Consider the following 17,110-nt stretch of genomic DNA (forward strand, 5'->3'; position numbering starts at 1 on the left):
CGCTTCCCGGGGGCCGTGTTGCGCCCGGCCACTCGACCGACACCCGCGGGGCGCACACGGAACCCGCCCCGGTTCGTCCTTCGGGGGATGACGAACCGGGGCGGTCTCGGCCGGCCTCCAGGCCGGGCCATGTATGCACGGACGACCGATACGGAACGGATCTTCGTCTGTGCATACCCCCAGTGGCCCGCGTGGGACCGGTGGTTGGACCACCACCCCGAGCGGGAGGGCTCCGGAAGCTCGTGCCACCCGCCCGCGCGGCGGAGCAACGATCCCGCGGGCCGAGCGGTTCACACCGCGACGATCGGCCCGCGAGGCGATCACTTACCGCGCTTGTACTGCTCCCACGTGACCTTCTCGACCTTCGGGCCGTCGTCCGGAGCACCGGAGGCCAAGCCGTTCTTGCCGAGGAAGTAGGCGCCTACCTGCTTCTGCGCGGCCGGTGACACGTCGGTGTCACTGATCGCGATCGCGTGGATGTGCGGCGCCCAGTCACCCTGCTCGGCGGTGCGGTGCCACGCCGCGAACCCGACCTGACGCAGTGCCTTGACGGCCTTGCGTGCGTTGATGCCGCGCACCGAGATGTCGATCGCGCCGCCGCCGTCGTGGGTGCCGGCCGAACCCGGGTTCGACCCGGTGTACGAGCCCTGCGTGACGGTCATGTCGATGCCGGAGATCTTCTCCGCCTCTTCGTACATGTTCAGCGTGCGCCGGTTCAGTACGTCGCCCGAACCGAGCCGGACCTTGCCACCCACCTCGATCTTCCGCGTGACGTCGAATCCGGCGTCGCCGCCGAGCTTCGTCAGCGAGCCCTTGCCGGGCAGGCCGCTGGCGGCCAGCCCGGAGTAGCCGAGCGAACGCTGGTACTTCGCGTACGCGTCGACCGTGCTCGTGCCGAAGTGCCCGTCGACGTACTTGCCCGCCAACAACCCCTTCGAGGCGAGCGCCTTCTCGACCTTCGTCACCGACGTGCCCGCTCCGGGGACGATCGACTGGTTCGGCTTGTACGGGTCCCACATGGCGGCCTTGACGACCTTCTCCATGTTCACCGAACCGGCCGTGGCCGCCGGCCCCGTGGCGTTCGGGTCGGCGCCGGCCGATGCGGGTGCGATCCCCGCCGCGGCCACCGCCGTCAGCAGTGCCGTCGCTGCGATCTTGCGCATGAGTTCCTCCTCCGCGTCGAATTCGGCGATCAGGAACCGCAGTGGCCGAACTTGCTGGTGAAGGACTTGTCACCGACCGAGCCGCCCCACTTGACGCACTTGTCCGCGGCCTGCGCCTTCACCGGACCCGCGTAGTAGCTGAACTGACCCTTGTCCGTCTTGCGGTCCTGGCCCTTGACCTCGAGGAACGCCGACGCCGCGCTGGCCTTGCCGATCTTGGTGTTCTTGATCGTGGTGACGCAGTTCTTGCCGGTGCCGGAGTTGTACATCAGGTACACGCGGCCGTTGCCGCTCAGACCCTTCTTGTTGATCACCTTGAAGCCGGAGCCGCACGCCTCGCCCGGCGTGTACGGGTTGGCGCCGCCACCGCCGCAGTTCTTGCTCGTGAAGTTGGTCTTGGTGAAATACGGGACGTTCTTGCCGTCGATGACGATGCGCTTGTCCGCGCCGTTCAGCAGCTGTTCGAAGTGCAGGTGCGGACCGGACGAGCCGCCGGTGTTGCCGACGCGGCCGATCCGGGTACCGGCGTCGACCTTCTGGCCCACGCTGACGCCTTGCGAGTACAGGTGCGCGTACCGGGTTTTCCAGCCGCCGCCGTGGTCGATCTCGATCCACTTGCCGTAGCTGGTGTTGCCCTCGTTGGCCACCCGCGAGACGGTGCCCGGCGCGGACGAGACCACCGGCGTCTTCCAGATGCCGGAGCCCTGGAAGTCGACGGAGTTCTCGGGGCTGTGGCCCTGCCAGGTGGCCGCGGTCGCGGTGTAACCGCACGTGAACGGCATCTTGAACGCGGGCGCCGCGGCCGCTTGGCCGGCGCCGATCGACACCAGCGCCGCGCTCGCTGCGACGGCGACGGCACCGATGGCCGCCGAGATCTTACGGAACTTCATGACTCTCCTCGCTGCAGAAGTTGGTGGGGCGTGAATCGGTGGCAACGGGTTCGAACGAGTAGGTGCCGGTTCCGGTCGGGAGAGACTCGCGCCGGGTCTCACCGGTTCCCACCGTCAGAAGTCGAAATCGATGCGCACTCCCTGTGCGGCCGATGCTGTGGGCGCAGTCGGCGTGGTCACTGCGTTCGTTGGTATCCCTCCCAGGTGCGGATCGGCTTGACCTCGGGCCCGTCGTCGGGCCGGTCGTTGGCGAGGCCGTTCTTGCCGAGGTAGTAGTCCCCGGTCTGTGCGCGGGCGGGTTCGGACTGATCCGGGTCGGCCAGCGCGACCGCGTGGATGTGCGGCCCCCAGTCGCCCTGCGCGGGCGTGCGGTGCCAGGCGGCGAATCCGACCTTCCGCATCGCACGCACGACCTCGGTGCGCTTGCCGGGGCTCATCCCGTCCACGTACAGATCGACCGCCCCGCCGCCGTCGTGGGTGCCTGCCGACGTCGGATCGCCGCCGGGGTTGTACGAACCCTGCTCGACGTCGAACGTGACGTCGGTCAGCCGCTGGGCTTCGAGCAGCATGGCCTTGGTGCGCTGGTTGAACGTCGCACCGTCCAGCTTCACCCGCTTGCCGGGCCGCACGACGTCGGTGACGTCGAAGGCGCCGTCCCCGAGCGCGGTCAGCGACCGCTCCCCGGGTATGCCGTTGGCGGCCAGCCCTTCGTAGCCGAGCGAACGCTGGAACGCGGAGTAGGCGTCCAGCGTCGCCGTGCCGTAGTGGCCGTCGACGTACCGCTGTTCGAGCACGCCGCGCTCGGCCAGTTCCCGCTCGACCTTCCTGACGTGCTTCGCGGCCCCGTCGGTGAGGGTCTGGTCCGGTCGCTGCGGGTCGATCTGCGCAGCCTTCAGCACCGCCGCCATGTTCACTTTCGCCGCAGCTGCGGCGCCGGAGGCCGCGCCGGAACCGACCGTGGTGTCGGCGGCCGCGCACATCGGCAGGGCCGCCACCATGGCCGCTGCGGCGAGGCCCGTCAGCGCCGTCGATGCGGGGCGCTTCGCTGTCATCGCTTCCTCTTCCAGCCGTGGTCTGTTGCTGCCACGAACAGTGGCGAAACCCCGGGGCGTCCGGAACGTGTTCGGCGATCCTTCTGACGCCGTATGACGCCGCTTGACGGTCCGGAAACCCGCCTGTCGAACGGTGAACACGCAGGTCAGCGACGTATGGCGGTCGTCAGGCGGAGAGCGGGAAACGATCACTTTCTGTGACGCGCCGGGTTGTCGGGGTGAACTTCGGCGGGGCATTTTTGACGGATCCGCAACCGCCGCGGCGCAGCCGGCGTCACACTCGCGACGTCCGGAAAGGAGGGCCGAGGCCGTGTCCGACGCCGAAGGTGAACAGAGACCGCCCGCGCTCGAAGAGTTCATGGCGGAGTTGAAACGGCTCAGGAGCGAGGCGGGGAATCCGTCCTTCCGCAAGATGGCCGAGTTGTCGGGCGCGGTGTCGCACGCGACGCTTCATCTGACCGTGACGGGGCGCCGGTTGCAGCCGTGGGAGACGGTGCGGGAGTTCGTGCGCGCCTGCGGTGGCGACGAGGCGGAGTGGTGTTCGCGCTACCGGCGCACCAAGGCCCTGCTGTCGGGCGCACTGCCCGAGCCGGCCGACAGCGCGGGCCGCGCCGACGGCGCAACGGCCGGAGACGAGACCGCTGGTGCCGACGAGGATGCGACGACAGCCGAGTCAGCGACGACAGCGAAGGCAGCGAAGGCAGCTGAATCGGCGGAGTGCACCGACGGCGTCGGCGGTTACGGCGCTGGTGAGGTGAGTGCCGGTGATGCCGCAGGGTCGTCACCGGCGCGTGGCGGTTTCTCCCGGCGCTGGCTGTTGGTGCCGTCGGCCGTGCTTGCGATCGTCGCGGTCGTGATCGGACTGCGGGTGTTCGACGGCGAGGAGCGACAGGCCGAAGCGGGCGGGCAGCAGGCCTCGGGTGGTGCGAGCGGATCCGCCGAGGCGGGCGGGTTGACCGAGGCGATGTATCCCGGTGACGACAGCGCGCTCTCCCGCGACCTCGGGATTCAGGACGGCGACGTCGTCGCACCCGGCCAACAGTTCACCAGGACCTTCGAACTCCTGAACGCGGGCAGCGTGCACTGGAAGGACCGCTACCTCGAGCGCATGGAGAACGCCACGGGACCGCGCTACTGCGAAACGCCGGTGCGCGTCGAGATTCCCGACACCGCGCCCGGCGAGACGGTGCGGGTTCCGGTCACCGCACGGGCGGCGGACGAGCCGACGACCTGCAAGGTGCGATGGAAGATGGTCGACGACGAAGGAAGGCAACTGCTGCCGCAGAAGCGGCCGGTCTACTTCCTCGTGCACGTCCGCACCGGCCCATCGGAGGCCCCGTCCCGGTAGACCGCCGGCGATGCGCCCGACCCGGTCCGCGAACGTGGGTTCGCAGACCCCGGTGTGTCACGGTTTGCGGGCGACCCCGCCGAACATGACGTCGTCGAGCTCGGTCAGTCGCGGCGGTCCGGACGGCCACCACTCGGCGGTACGGACCAGTCCCGGCGGCACCATCTCCATGCCGTCGAAGTACGACAGCACGCGGTCGTAGTCGCGCCAGTAGCCGGAGTCCATGCCGAGCGAGCGGATGCGGCCGCGGATCTCGTCGCAGATCTCGGCGGCGCGGCCCGTCGGGTCGTTCTCGGGGCGCGGGTACGTGATGTGGGTGAGCGCGAGGTAGCTGCCGCTGGGGAACGCGGCCATGTACTCGTCGAGGAGGTCCTTCACCGCGCGGGGCTCGTCCGGGAAGTGGTGCAGCGAGAAGCAGTGGATCATCGCGACCGGCTCGTCGAAGTCGATCAGCTGATGCACCTCCGGCGAGTCCAGCACCTTCTGCGGATCGCGGAAGTCCTCTCCGACGAACGCGGTGTGCTCGTTCTCGGCCAGCAGTGCGCGGCCGTAGGCGAGCACGGTCGGGTCGTTGTCGTTGTAGACGACCCTGGCCTGCGGGTTGTACCGCTGCGCGACCTCGTGCACGTTCTCGGCCTCGGGTAGTCCGGAACCGCAGTCGAGGAACTGGTTGACGCCCTGCGTCGAGCTCAGCCAGCGCACCACTCGGATGAGCCACTGCCGGTTCGTCCGTGCCGCCGCCTGCGGGTCACCGAAGGCGTGCTCGAGCGCGGCGACGATCTTGCGGTCGCTCTCGTAGACGTCCTTGCCGCCGAGCAGCGCGCTGTAGGCTCTGGCCGTACTCGGCACGTCCGGGTCGATGATCGCACTCGCCTGGTCGATGCCGCGGTCGCCGCGCACCCTTCCAGCGGCCGGTGCGGCTCCGGTGTCGGAGTCGGACGACATGGGACCCCCACTGTGATTCCGTACGGTGTTCGGCTTGTCACGCCGGCGTCGGTCACGATACCGAGGCCGTAGGAGCGGTGTCACCGGCCAGGGTGACCACTGCGAGTACCGACTTGGTCGGCTTGCTCCGGCCCCTGTGCTGGAGCAGGCCGACCAGGTTCGTGCCGGTCGGGGTGAGCGGCTTCGGACGTCGTGCTCGCCGAGGCCGTCGAGTTGCCGCAGCAGGCCGTGGCGCGCCCGCTGCAGGTACCGCCGCCGGGTTTTCCCACGACGTATGCGGGAACGCCTATGCGTGCCTGCACGATCCGATGGAAGGAGCGGCCATGGCCTCCTGCGAGGTATGCGGCAACGACTACGAGCTGGCGTTCGAGGTCCGCACCCAGGGCGGCGGCGAGCACGTCTTCGATTCGTTCGAATGCGCGATCCACCGGCTGGCGCCCGTGTGCGAGCACTGTGGGTGCCGGGTGATCGGCCACGGGGTGTCGGTCGACGGCCGGTTCTTCTGCTGTGCCCACTGCGCCCGCACGGCGACCGGTGTCGGAGAGGAACTGCAGGACGCGGTCGGAACCTCGTGAGCAGTACTGGACCCGGGTGAGCCCCGCCGTAGCGGGGAGGGCACCGGCGGGCTCACCCGGCCGCCGGACGCGGCGGCCGGACGGACCCCGGCCGCCGGGCCTTCCCGTGTGTCCGACGTGAACGAGCTTGCGAACGCTGGTCACTCCACGGTGTGATCCCGTACCGTCACGCCCGATTCGGCCGTGCCGCAGTGACGAGGAGGTCGCGTGGGTGTCCCGGAGCAGGGGCTGACCTGGGGTCTGAAACGCAGCTTCGTGGCCTACGTGTCGCGCCTTCGTGACGGTGGGTGCGGCGCCAAGGACGGCGGATCCGTCGTCGACGGCAGCTTCTTCCACTTCGAGCCCGCCGGCCCGGCCGAAGCCTCCGTGCTGCGGTTCCAGGGCGACGTGCGGCTCGTGGGTCACGCCGGGCTGCTGTTCGTGATGCTGAAGGACCCGTGGGTCGAGTTCACCTCCGACGGCGCCGTGCTCTCGGTCGTCGACGTCGAGCACTGGCCGGACACCTCGAAGCGCATGCCACTCGCCACCCTCGAACCCACCGAACCCGTCGCGGCGGAGGGGAGCCGGGTGTGGTCCGACGTCCCCGCGAGGCTCACCCAGCAGGGCGTCGAGCTGTTCAACGAGCAGTACGCGGCGGGCCAGCCGCTCGACCCCGTCACCTTCGCCGTGCCCGTGGAATGAACCGCCCATGACCTGCATCGACACGCCCACCCCCCGATCGTCTCCGCGCCGAACGGGTCACAAGCCGGCCCCGCGGCCGCACGGGGCATGGTTGAATTTCCGGTGGACTCACGGAGAAAGGGTGGACGTGGCGAAGCTGGGTGAACTGGAGCGCGCGGTGATGGAGGTGCTCTGGGCGCGGGCCGAACCCGCCACCGTACGTGCCGTCCACGAGGAACTGGCCGACCGCGGCCTGGCGTACACCACCGTCATGACCGTGCTGACCCGGCTGGCGGCGAAGGGCGTCGTGCGCAGGAAGCGCTCCGGCCGCGCGTGGCTGTACGCGCCGGCGGCGAGCCGCGAGGAGCACGTCGCGGAACTGATGCTCGAGGCGCTGGAGATGACCGGCGACCGGGACTCCGCGCTCGTGCGGTTCGCCCAATCGGTGACCAACGACGAGGCCGACGCGCTGCGCAAGGCGCTAGAACGGGGCGAGTCGCCGTGACTCTCGCCGTGCATCACGTCGCAGCGGGCACCGCGGCCGTGCTCGTGTCGCTCTGGCTGCTGCGCGGACGTTGGACCCACTCGCACCCGCGGGCCGCGCTGGTGTTGTGGCAGCTCAGTTCGCTGGCGCTGATCGTGTCGGTGGTCGGCGCGCTGCTCTCCTTCGGTCTCGAACCGTTCGGCCGTGGGCTGCTGCCCGCGCTGGTCGACCTGCCGTGGCGCTTTCAGGAGCTCGACCTCTGGCATCTCGGCGCGGTCGGCCTCGGCCTGGCCGTCGGCGGTTGGCTGGTCGTCAACCAACTGTTGTGCCTGCGCAGCACGGCTCGCGCGCGGGCGCGGCATCGGCTGTTGCTGCAGCTCGTCGCGACGCAGGAGTCCGAGGAACAGGGCCGGGACGCGCTCGTCGTCGACCACCCCGTCGCCGTGGCGTACTGCCTGCCCGGCCGCACCCCGCACATCGTCGTCAGCGCGGGCGCTCGCCGGCTGCTCACCGACGACGAACTCGACGCCGTGCTCGCCCACGAGCGGGCGCACGCGCGGGAGCGGCATCACCTGGTGGTCGCGCCGTTCCAGGCGTTGCGGCGGCTGCTGCCCGCCAGTTCGTTGCTGACGCGGGTGTGCTCGACGATCGAGCTGCTCGTCGAGATGTGCGCCGACGACCGTGCGGCACGTTCTCGCGGCCGCGAGCCACTGGCGAGCGCGCTGGAGCGATTCCGTGCCAACGGCAGCGGCGGCGGTACTCCCGCGGGCGCCCTGGCCGTGGCCGATGCACCGGTGTCGGCCCGGATCCGCAGGTTGCGCAACCCCGACGGCGGCAGGTTGCCGCTCGCGTGGCCGCTGGCGTGCGCGGTCGCGGTGGCGGCGCTGGCGACGTCGTTGTCCCTGTTCGCCGTCCCCCTCTAGGCCGCCACGGTTCCCCCAGGGCACGTCGGTGGCGTTCAACGCCATCGATCCTCCTTTCGCGGCCCGCCACGTGCGTCCGCTCCGGGGCGGCGGGTGACGGAAGGGAGCGGCGAACCCTTCGTGGCACGGCTTCGTACCCGGCTGTCCGGAGTCTCTTGTCCGTACCCCCGTCATTAATACGACGGGATGTAGTAAGTTCCGCGCATGGACATCGTCTACAACCTTCTCGTCGTGACGCACCTGCTGGGCATGGCGTATCTCGTGAGTGGCATCGTCGTGCGCTGGGTCGGCCCCGCCGAGCGGGCGGGCAAGATCATGTTGTGGGGTGCGAGCGCCCAGGTCGTCACGGGTCTCGTGCTCGCCGGAATCGCCTCGGCGGGCCTCGTGGGCGGCGAGGTCAACCACATGAAGATCGGCGTCAAGCTCGTCGTCGCCGTGGCGGTGCTCGTGCTGGCGCACATCGTCTGGCGTCGCCCCGACATCGGCAAGAACGTCTTCTACGGCCTGACCGCCGCCACGCTGCTCAACGTCGTGATCGCCGCGATGTGGGTGTGAGCCACTCCCGCTGCCGCTAGGCTGCCCTCGATCCTGCGATCACCACGCCGCCCGCGTCCGCCGCGGAGCCGGTGATCACGGGGAACGGACGTGCGGCACGAGGGGTGAACGTGCGACAGCGGGCAGCTGCCCTCGTCGGCCGGTTGCGGCCCGAGCTCACGCCGGCCGACCAGCTGCGGGCCGCCGCCTCGACGACGATTCCGGGCCGTTGGGTCGGCGGTGCCTGCGCGGTGCTGGCGCCGCTGCTGCTGCTCGCCGGCATGGTGCTGCGGGCCCGGTTCGACTTCTTCTACCCAGGGCAGCTGCGTGGTTACGAGCAGCATCCGGTGCTGATGACCTGGTCGTCGAGCCTGCTCACGCTCGGCGTGCTGTTGCTGATCCCGGCGGTGATCGCGGTCGCGAGCGGCATCGGTGTGCACGCTGCGGGGTGGGCGCTGTGGGGCGGGATCCTGACGGTCCTGGGACTCGGCGCCCGGCTGTTCTTCGCCGGTGTCGACCATCTGGCGTTCCAGCTCGTCGAACTGGAGGGATACGGCACGGCCCATGACGTCGTCGACGGCGCGTACCCGGCGTTCTACGTGCTGGCGACCGTGAACCCGGCGAATCTCGCCGGTTGGCTCGTGCTGGCCGTCGGTGCGTGGCGGGCGAGGACGTTCGGTGGTCTGCAGTGCGCAGCGCTGGGCGCGATGGCGTTCCTGGTGGTGGGCATCCTGAAGGGGACGAGCGACACGTCGATCCCGATCGGTGTCGCGCTGTGTGCCGTGCTCGTGCCCTACGGCGTGCAGTTGCTGCGCACGGGGCCGTTCCCGGGCGGCGGACGCATCGCGGTCGGCGTGGGTGCGGTCGGCGCGGCCACGGCGGCGCTGGTGCTGTTGGGCCGGGCGGGCTGAAGGCGGCCACCGGCGCGGCGATGGCCGGGGTCGGGCGGGAACCGACGTGCGGGGCGCGTGTCAGGCGGGCCGGGTCCGGCGCAGCCAGAGCAGGCCGATCACGGGCAGCACCAGTGGGATGAACAGGTAGCCCATGCCGAAGTTCGACCACACCGTGGCGTCGGGGAAAGCGGCGCGGTCGAACACGCTCAGAGTCCCGACGACCAGCACGCCCGTCATCTCCACCGAGCACGAGACGAGCGCCACGCGCCACCACGTCGTGCCGGTGCGGGCGAGCGCGAACGTCGCGAGCACGTAGACCACCGCCGCGAACGCCGACAGCGCGTACGGCACCGGTGCCTCGTCGAACCGGGTGGCGATCTGCACGGCGGCACGGGACGTCGCACCCACGGCGAAGATCGCGTACACGACGATCAGCACGCGGCCGGGGCCGCTGGCGGTCGCGGGCCGGTCGACGCCGGAGGCCTGTGGGCGGGCGGTTTCGTCAGGCACTGGCCCCGCCCCACACCTCGACCATGCGCAGCAGCAACACCGGGACCGTCAGGCACAGCACACCGAGGATCGCGGTGCTCGAACGGGTGCGTTCGGCGAGCGCCCACACCGTGCCCAGTGGCAGCACGAGCAGTGAGCCGACCAGGTACGCCAGGAACGTGAGCATGCTGCCGGGTTGGCCACCGCCGATCAGCATGACGACCGAGATCACGACCTGGACGACGAGCAGCGCCTCGATCGCACCGACGCCCATGAGCAGCGGTTTCTCCGGCTCGCGGTTCAGCATGACGAGAACGAACGCCCAGATCGCGACACCCGCCGCGCAGGCGGACACCGCGATCGCATAGCCAGTGATCACCGGACCTCCACGGTTACTACCGCCCGTAGTCTACGACCCGTGTGCGGACGGCGGTTCCGCGGCCGGTCCGAGGGGACGGGCCTGCCGGAAGGCCCGGACTCCTCGCGGCCCCGTTTCGACGACATGGTCACGGGCCCGTTCCTCCGGTAGCGTCGGTGGCAGACGGCCGGGCACCTTGCCCATGCGACCCCGATAGATCGGAGCCCCCAGCCCGGCGCTCAGCCCGCGATCGCGGGCCTGTCATCGCAGCCGAGTGGGGGTCGGCTCATCGACGCAATGCTCATCGACGTAACCCTGTTCCGCCACGCACGTCCGACCGCGGCCGCCGGCCGCCGGATCGACGCGTCGCCCGCGGGCCGGCACAGCCACGCCACCCGCCGGTCGAAACCAACACGAGGTGTCAATGTCCTCTGCTTCCACGTCGTCCTCTGCTTCCACGTCCCCTACGTCCACGTCCTCCGCCGCCACCGATGCGGAAACCCACGGATCCGCCGGCGGCCGGCGCCCGAAACCGATCACGTCCGGTCGCACGTCCCTGCCCGAGCACGTCACCGTGAAGGTGTTTGTCATCGCCCCGCTGGTGGCGATCGCCGCGGCGGTGCCGTTCGCGTGGGGGTGGGGACTGAGCTGGATCGACATCGCGATCGGCGCGGCGTTCTTCGTCGTCAGCGGGCTCGGCGTGACGGCCGGATACCACCGGTTGTTCACGCACGGTTCCTACAAGGCCGCCCGGCCGCTGCGGATCGCACTGGCGATCGCGGGCAGCATGTCGGCACAGGGTCAGGTGACGACGTGGGTGGCGGACCACCGCAGACACCACGCGTTCTCCGACCGGGCGGGTGACCCGCATTCGCCGTGGCGGTACGGCACGTCGCCCGCCGCGCTGGCGAGGGGCTTCTGGCATGCGCACATGGGCTGGCTGTTCGACCGCGAGATCACGAACGTCGAGCGGTTCGCCCCCGACCTCGCAGGCGACCGTGACATCCGTACCGTCGACCGGCTCTTCCCGGTGTGGGTGCTGGCGAGCTTCCTGTTGCCCGCGCTGCTCGGCGGGCTCATCACGTGGTCGGTGTGGGGCGGCGTGACGGCGCTGTTCTGGGCCGGTCTCGTGCGGATCGGGCTGCTGCACCACGTGACGTGGTCGGTGAACTCGATCTGCCACATGATCGGCGAGCGCCCGTTCGGCAGCAGGGACAAGGCCGCGAACTTCTGGCCGCTGGCGATCTTCTCGTTCGGCGAGTCCTGGCACAACCTGCACCACGCCGACCCGACCTGTGCCCGGCACGGTGTGCTGCGCGGTCAGCTCGACATCTCCGCGCGGGTGATCTGGCTCTTCGAGAAGTTCGGCTGGGCCACGAAGGTCCGCTGGCCGAGCGCGTCCCGCCTCACCCGGCTGGCTCAGTAGCAGCCCCGCCCGTCCGCCTGCCCGTCCCGCCCGTCACGGCCTGATCCTCGTTTCGGGTGGGACGGGTGGGACGTCGTCGCCGCTCGTGATACGACATCTCCACGATCTTCGTTTGTTGCACCGGTCCGTGACCTGCGGGAGGGGCGGCTCGGCTACGGTCGTGCGCGGCAGGCGAACTGGGTGGAGGGACGATGACGAGCACCGTGACGCGTCACGGTCCGGACGGGCGGCAAACGGCGTCCGGACCGGAACCCGCGGGTGAGCCGCGCGGGGGACGCTCCGGGTTCGCGTGGTTGGTGCGGCTCCCGAGCGCGGCGGTGCACGGGCTGCGTCGGTCGGCGGGTACGACACCGGGACGCCTGACCCTGATCGGCGTCGGCCTCGTGCTGCTCGCGCTGCTGGCGGGCACGGTGGCGGGCATCCAACTCGGCGAGCGCAAGTCGACGATCGACGGGCTCGTCGACCACCGAGAGCCGCTGACGGCGGCCGCGCAGGAGGTCTACCGCTCCCTCTCGGACGCCGACGCCACGGCTGCGGGCACGTTGCTCGACGCCGCCTCAGAGGGCATCGCGTTGCGGGACCGCTACGACGTCGACATCGCCCGTGCGGGCGCCGCGCTCGCGAAGGCGGCCAGCGCCTCGGCGGGCAACCCCCAGGCTGTGGCTCAGGTCGACGTGCTGTCCCGGCAGTTGCCGGTTTACACCGGGCTGGTCGAGACCGCGCGCACGAACAGCAGGCAGGGCAACCCCGTCGGAGCGGCGTACCTCGCCGAGGCGTCGCAGCTCATGCGGGCGGAGATCCTGCCCGCGGCGAAGGCGTTGTACGAGATCGAGGTCGAACGCCTCTCGGAGGAGCAGGACGACGCCGCGTCCGTGCCCTGGCTGACGGGGTTGCTGGCGCTGGCGCTGCTGGGGGCGCTGATCGTCACGCAGGTGTATCTCAAGCGCCGCACGAACCGCGTGCTCAACGTCGGCCTGCTCGTGGCGACGATCGCCGTCGGGCTGGCGGTGTTGTGGGCGGCCGTGGCGGTCACGTTCCAGAGCGTGCTCGTCGGCAGCGGCCGGTCGTCCGGTTCCGAGCAGACCGACGTCATAGTGCGGGCTCGGATCGCGGCGTTGCAGGCCCGCGCCGACGAGACGTTGACGCTGCTGGCCCGCGGCAACGGCACGGCCTACGAGCAGGAGTACCAGTCCTCCATCCGGCGGTTGTCCGGTCCGAACGGTGACGGCGGTCTCCTCGGCGAGGCCAGGGACGGCACCGAGGGGCTGCCCGCCGCGGACCATGTCGAGGCGGCCGTGCGGAGCGCAGGGGCGTGGCGCGAGGTCCACGGCCAGGTACGCAACTTCGACAACGGTGGCCGCTACAAGGATGCGGTCGAGCTCGCCATCCAGACCGAGGGCGACGAGGGTGCGACGGCCGCGTTCACCCGGCTCGACGGTGACCTGGCCAGGGGCATCGCCGACAGCAGGCAGCTGTTCCTCGACGACACGACCAACGCCTCACGGGCGCTGACGTTGCTCTCGCCCGGGTTCGCCGTGCTGTCGCTGGTGGCCATGCTGGGCTCGATCCTCGGTATCCGTGAACGTCTCCGGGAGTACCGCTGATGAAACGCTGGACATGGCTCGCCGGGGTGCTGGTGGCGACGTTGCTGGCCGGGTGCGGTTCGGCGGGTACACCGGTCGACCCCGCGCCGGTCGGGTCGGCGGACCGTCCGATGCCCGCGGACACCGACGTGTCGGGGAAGCTCGAGCAGGGCGGGTCGAGTGCACCGAGTTGCAACCCACGCCAGAGTCTGCGACCGAACGGATCGATCCCGCCAGAGTCCACAATGGACGCTATCAAGAAGCGCGGCTATCTCATCGCGGGCGTCGACCAGGCCACGAACCTGTGGGGTTTCCGTAACCCGCACACCGGTGAGCTCGAAGGATTCGACATCGATGTCGTGAAGGCGATCGCCCACGACATCTTCGGCACCTACGATCCCAACACGATCCGCTTCAAGGCGATCAACTCGGCGGAGCGCGAGACCGTACTTGCCGGCGGCGACGTCGACGTGGTCGTGCGGACGTACTCGGTGACGTGCGAGCGGCTGCAGAAGGTCGCGTTCTCGTCGGTGTACTTCGAGGCGGCGCAACGCGTGCTGGTCACGGAGAAGTCCGGGATCGAGAACATCTCCCAGCTGGGCGGCAAGAAGGTGTGCGCGGCGGGCAGTTCGACGTCGGTGAACCGGCTCGCCGAGGCGAAACCGAAGCCGAAGCCCGTGGTGACCAACAACTGGACGGACTGCCTCGTGCTGCTGCAGCAGGGTCAGGTCTCGGCGGTGTCCACCGACGACACCATTCTGGCGGGCATGGCCGAGGAGGACCCGTCGACGCGCGTCGTCGGGCCGCCGCTGTCGGAGGAGCTCTACGGCGTCGGCATCCCGAAGGGGAACGAGGACATGGTCCGCTTCGTCAACGCGACGCTCGAGGACTTCCGGCAGAACGAGTGGCGCGACCGGTTCCGGCATTGGGGGCTGCAGCGGGTGCTCGGCAACCAGAACCCGCCGAAGCCGCAGTACCGGTGACCGCGAACCGAGGAGGCAACCTGTGACCGACGAGCCACGCCGCCCTCGCCATGCGGCGCCGGACGGAGACGACGAGCAGCACACGCAGTACGTCGCGCCGGCGCCGCCGAACGGCGGCACGCCCCGGCACGCCGCTCCCGACGGGAGCGGGTCCGAAGGCCATGACCAGGTGCAACCGGCCGGCCCGCAGGCACAGCAGCCGGCGCAGCTCCAGCAGCCGCAGCCGTCGCCGCAGGCGCAGCAGTCATCCCAGGCGCAGCAGTCACCCCAAACGCAGCAGTCCTCGCAGCCCCCTCGTGTGGTGCCCGGTTCGCAGGCGGCACAGGGACCGCAGGTGGCCCAGGGGCGCGGCGGACCGAACGAGCCGATGCCGACGAGCGTGCTCGACCAGGCACCGGGAACCGAACTCGTCATGCCGCCCGCTCCGCCGTCCGAATCGGACGATCCGAGCGAGGGGATGGGCCCGCCCAGCGGATACACGAGTGGACCCGGCAGTGCGCCCGGCAGCGGCCCCGGGAGCGGCCCGGCCAGTGGCCCGGGGAGTGGCCCGGCCAGCGGTAGCGGTCCCGGCTCGGGTGGCGGTACCGGGCGTGGCAGCGGCAGTGGAACGGGCACCGGCAGTGGAACGGGTAGCGGCAGCGGTCCGTGGACCGGATCGGGTGCGGGCACGGCCGGTGGCGCGTTCCCGCGGACGTCGCGGCGGTCCTCGTCACGCACGTCGACGCGCGGCCGACTGGGCGCCGGCATGGTCGAGGTGCCCCCGGTGCCCTACCGGGACCCGGCGGAGGCGGTGCTGTCCGACCCGATGGTGTCGGAGTCGAAGCGGTTCTGCAGCAGCTGCAACGCCAAGGTCGGACGGGGTTCGGACGGCGAGGTGGGCGTGCCGCAGGGCACGTGCGACAAGTGCGGCACGCGCTTCTCGTTCGTGCCGAAGCTGCAGCCCGGCGAGCTGGTCGGCGGGCAGTACGAGGTGCTCGGCGCGCTCGCCTACGGCGGGCTGGGCTGGATCTACCTCGCGCGCGACCTCAACGTCGACGGCCGCTGGGTCGTCCTCAAAGGACTGATCAACACCGGTGACGCGACCGCCATGGCGGCCGCGGTCAACGAGAAGCGGTTTCTCGCCGAGGTCGAGCACCCGCACATCGTCAAGATCTACAACTTCGTGCAGCATCCCGACCCGGACACCGGCGGGGCCGTCGACTACATCGTGATGGAGTACGTCGGCGGGCAGTCGCTGCGCCAGCTCGCGCTCGACCACCACCGCCAGAGCGGGCGCGCCGAGCCGTTGCCGATCGGCCAGGTCATCGCCTACGGCCTGGAGATCCTGCCTGCGCTGGGATATCTGCACAACCAGGGCCTGCTGTACTGCGATTTGAAGCCCGACAACGTGATCCAGACCGGCGACCAGCTCAAGCTCATCGACCTGGGCGCCGTGCGGCGGATGGACGACTACAGCAGTCCGCTGTTCTTCACGAGCGGGTACAGCGCGCCGGAGCTGGCGAGCGACGGTGCGTCCGTGGCCTCGGACCTGTTCACCGTCGGCCGTACGCTCGCGGTGCTGAGCTTCGAGTTCACCGGCTACACCACGAAGTTCAAGACGACGCTGCCGAGCCAGGACGACGTTCCACTGTTCAAGCTGTTCGGTTCGTACTACCGGTTCCTGCGCCGTGCCACGCACGTCGACCCGGCGCGCCGGTTCGTCTCCGCCGAGGAGATGGCCGACCAGTTGACGGGCGTGCTGCGCGAGATCATGGCGTTGGGGACCGGGAAGCAGCGACCCGGCCAGTCCACCGTGTTCGGTCCGGAGACGAACACGTTCGGCGTGGACATGGTGGTGCCCGACCGTGGGCAGGACGTCCCGCTGCCCGACCCGGTCGAGGTGGTGTCGGGGCTGCCGGTGCCGCAGGTGGACACCGACGACGTCGGCGCGGGTGTGCTCGCCGCGACACTGGGTGCGGATCCGCGGGCGGCGATCGAGGCCCTCGCAGGCGCTCCGCGGGAGTCCATCGAGGTGCGGTTGCGGGTGGTGCGCGCGCGGATCGAACTGGGCGAGCTGGCCGAGGCGAACCGGCAGTTGCAGGCGGCGCAGTACCTCGCCATCAAGGCGGGATTCCCGCACGACTGGCGGATCGACTGGTACCGCGGGCTGATCGAGCTCGCGGGCGGGCGTGCGCGCGTGGCGCACGTCGCGTTCGACACGGTGTACGACGAACTGCCGGGTGAGACGGCGCCGAAGCTGGCGATGGCGTTCAGCGCGGAGGCGACCGGGGAGTACTTCGCCGCGTCGCGGCTGTACGAGCTGGTGTGGCGTACCGACCGGTCGTACGTGAGCGCGGCGTTCGGGCTGGCGCGCGTGTACCTGGCGCAGGGTGCGCGGGCGAGCGCCATCGAGGTGCTCGAATCGGTGCCCTCGTCCTCGACGCACCACGTGCCCGCACAGCTGGCGGCGATCAAGGTGAAGATCACGCCCTTCGCGGGGAAGCAGGTGACCGAGGCCGACCTCGTCGACGCGGGCGGGCGCCTGGAGCGGCTGAACCTGGACGCCGAGCGGCGGACACGGCTGGCCATCGAGGTGCTGTCGGCGGCGCTGGAGTGGCTGCGCGGCAACGCCGAGTCCGAGCACACGCAGGTGCTGGGCTGCGCGCTGCGGGAGCGGGACGTCCGGTTCGGACTCGAAACGCACCACCGGTCGTTGGCACGCCTGGTGTCGACGACCGCCGAACGCATCGAGCTCGTCGACAGGGCGAACGCGCTGCGGCCGCGCACCCTGACGTGAGCGGGTCCGGGTCGTGGCCGTGCGCCGT

The 17,110-nt window shown here is 70.4% G+C and carries 17 protein-coding genes; 11 read left to right on the plus strand and 6 right to left on the minus strand.

Features of this window, described 5'->3' with window-relative positions:
• Positions 1-320 precede the first annotated feature (320 nt).
• From FHS23_RS04960 to FHS23_RS04970, 3 genes are all read right to left on the minus strand, one after another.
• A complete protein-coding gene (locus FHS23_RS04960) occupies positions 321-1,163 on the minus strand; it encodes a peptidoglycan-binding domain-containing protein (protein ID WP_183648420.1) in 843 nt (280 codons plus the stop codon).
• Positions 1,164-1,192: 29 nt separating this feature from the next.
• Positions 1,193-2,053, minus strand: coding sequence for a M23 family metallopeptidase (locus FHS23_RS04965; RefSeq protein WP_183648422.1), 861 nt, complete (start codon positions 2,051-2,053; stop codon positions 1,193-1,195).
• Between the two features lie 176 nt (positions 2,054-2,229).
• Positions 2,230-3,105, minus strand: coding sequence for a peptidoglycan-binding protein (locus tag FHS23_RS04970; protein ID WP_246381334.1), 876 nt, complete (start codon positions 3,103-3,105; stop codon positions 2,230-2,232).
• Positions 3,106-3,415: 310 nt separating this feature from the next.
• Between FHS23_RS04970 and FHS23_RS04975 the strand changes: the two genes are divergently transcribed.
• On the plus strand, positions 3,416-4,453 hold the full coding sequence (locus FHS23_RS04975) for an NBR1-Ig-like domain-containing protein (RefSeq protein WP_343053646.1): 1,038 nt from the start codon (positions 3,416-3,418) through the stop codon (positions 4,451-4,453).
• A 57-nt stretch (positions 4,454-4,510) separates the two neighbouring features.
• Here the strand turns inward: FHS23_RS04975 and FHS23_RS04980 are convergent, their stop codons facing one another.
• Complete coding sequence (locus FHS23_RS04980) at positions 4,511-5,398, minus strand: SAM-dependent methyltransferase (protein WP_183648426.1); 888 nt, start codon at positions 5,396-5,398, stop codon at positions 4,511-4,513.
• A gap of 323 nt (positions 5,399-5,721) precedes the next feature.
• Between FHS23_RS04980 and FHS23_RS04985 the strand changes: the two genes are divergently transcribed.
• The 6 genes from FHS23_RS04985 (at position 5,722) to FHS23_RS05010 (ending at position 9,485) form a co-directional block, all read left to right on the plus strand.
• Positions 5,722-5,973 (plus strand): Prokaryotic metallothionein, encoded by a 252-nt coding sequence (locus FHS23_RS04985; RefSeq protein ID WP_183648429.1) that lies wholly within the window; start codon positions 5,722-5,724, stop codon positions 5,971-5,973.
• A 207-nt stretch (positions 5,974-6,180) separates the two neighbouring features.
• Positions 6,181-6,654: an HtaA domain-containing protein gene (locus tag FHS23_RS04990; RefSeq protein ID WP_183648432.1), complete on the plus strand. Its 474-nt coding sequence runs from the start codon at positions 6,181-6,183 to the stop codon at positions 6,652-6,654.
• Between the two features lie 121 nt (positions 6,655-6,775).
• Positions 6,776-7,138: a BlaI/MecI/CopY family transcriptional regulator gene (locus FHS23_RS04995; protein ID WP_343053647.1), complete on the plus strand. Its 363-nt coding sequence runs from the start codon at positions 6,776-6,778 to the stop codon at positions 7,136-7,138.
• Positions 7,135-8,040, plus strand: a complete 906-nt coding sequence (locus FHS23_RS05000) for a M48 family metalloprotease (RefSeq protein WP_183648438.1) — start codon at positions 7,135-7,137, stop codon at positions 8,038-8,040. The genes FHS23_RS04995 and FHS23_RS05000 overlap by 4 nt, the downstream gene beginning before the upstream one ends.
• Before the next feature lie 204 nt (positions 8,041-8,244).
• Positions 8,245-8,595 (plus strand): hypothetical protein, encoded by a 351-nt coding sequence (locus FHS23_RS05005; RefSeq protein ID WP_183648441.1) that lies wholly within the window; start codon positions 8,245-8,247, stop codon positions 8,593-8,595.
• Between the two features lie 110 nt (positions 8,596-8,705).
• Positions 8,706-9,485, plus strand: coding sequence for a hypothetical protein (locus tag FHS23_RS05010; RefSeq protein WP_183648444.1), 780 nt, complete (start codon positions 8,706-8,708; stop codon positions 9,483-9,485).
• Between the two features lie 60 nt (positions 9,486-9,545).
• Here FHS23_RS05010 and FHS23_RS05015 read toward each other — a convergent pair whose 3' ends face one another.
• Positions 9,546-9,977 carry a hypothetical protein gene (locus FHS23_RS05015; RefSeq protein ID WP_183648447.1) on the minus strand — a complete coding sequence of 144 codons (432 nt, stop codon included), beginning with the start codon at positions 9,975-9,977 and terminating at the stop codon, positions 9,546-9,548.
• Positions 9,970-10,335 carry a hypothetical protein gene (locus FHS23_RS05020; protein ID WP_183648450.1) on the minus strand — a complete coding sequence of 122 codons (366 nt, stop codon included), beginning with the start codon at positions 10,333-10,335 and terminating at the stop codon, positions 9,970-9,972. The genes FHS23_RS05015 and FHS23_RS05020 overlap by 8 nt, the downstream gene beginning before the upstream one ends.
• 403 nt (positions 10,336-10,738) lie before the next feature.
• On the opposite strand from FHS23_RS05020, the gene FHS23_RS05025 reads away from it, so the two are divergent.
• The 4 genes from FHS23_RS05025 (at position 10,739) to FHS23_RS05040 (ending at position 17,082) form a co-directional block, all read left to right on the plus strand.
• Positions 10,739-11,740 (plus strand): acyl-CoA desaturase, encoded by a 1,002-nt coding sequence (locus FHS23_RS05025; RefSeq protein ID WP_183648453.1) that lies wholly within the window; start codon positions 10,739-10,741, stop codon positions 11,738-11,740.
• A gap of 191 nt (positions 11,741-11,931) precedes the next feature.
• A complete protein-coding gene (locus FHS23_RS05030; RefSeq protein ID WP_183648456.1) occupies positions 11,932-13,344 on the plus strand; it encodes a hypothetical protein in 1,413 nt (470 codons plus the stop codon).
• On the plus strand, positions 13,344-14,306 hold the full coding sequence (locus FHS23_RS05035; RefSeq protein WP_183648459.1) for a glutamate ABC transporter substrate-binding protein: 963 nt from the start codon (positions 13,344-13,346) through the stop codon (positions 14,304-14,306). Before FHS23_RS05030 ends, FHS23_RS05035 begins: the two co-directional genes overlap by 1 nt.
• Positions 14,307-14,328: 22 nt before the next feature.
• The gene (locus FHS23_RS05040) at positions 14,329-17,082 is read left to right on the plus strand and encodes a tetratricopeptide repeat protein (RefSeq protein WP_183648462.1); all 2,754 of its coding nucleotides are present in this window, start codon (positions 14,329-14,331) and stop codon (positions 17,080-17,082) included.
• Positions 17,083-17,110: the final 28 nt, after the last annotated feature.

The organism is Prauserella isguenensis, from assembly GCF_014191605.1.
GTDB lineage: Bacteria > Actinomycetota > Actinomycetes > Mycobacteriales > Pseudonocardiaceae > Prauserella > Prauserella isguenensis.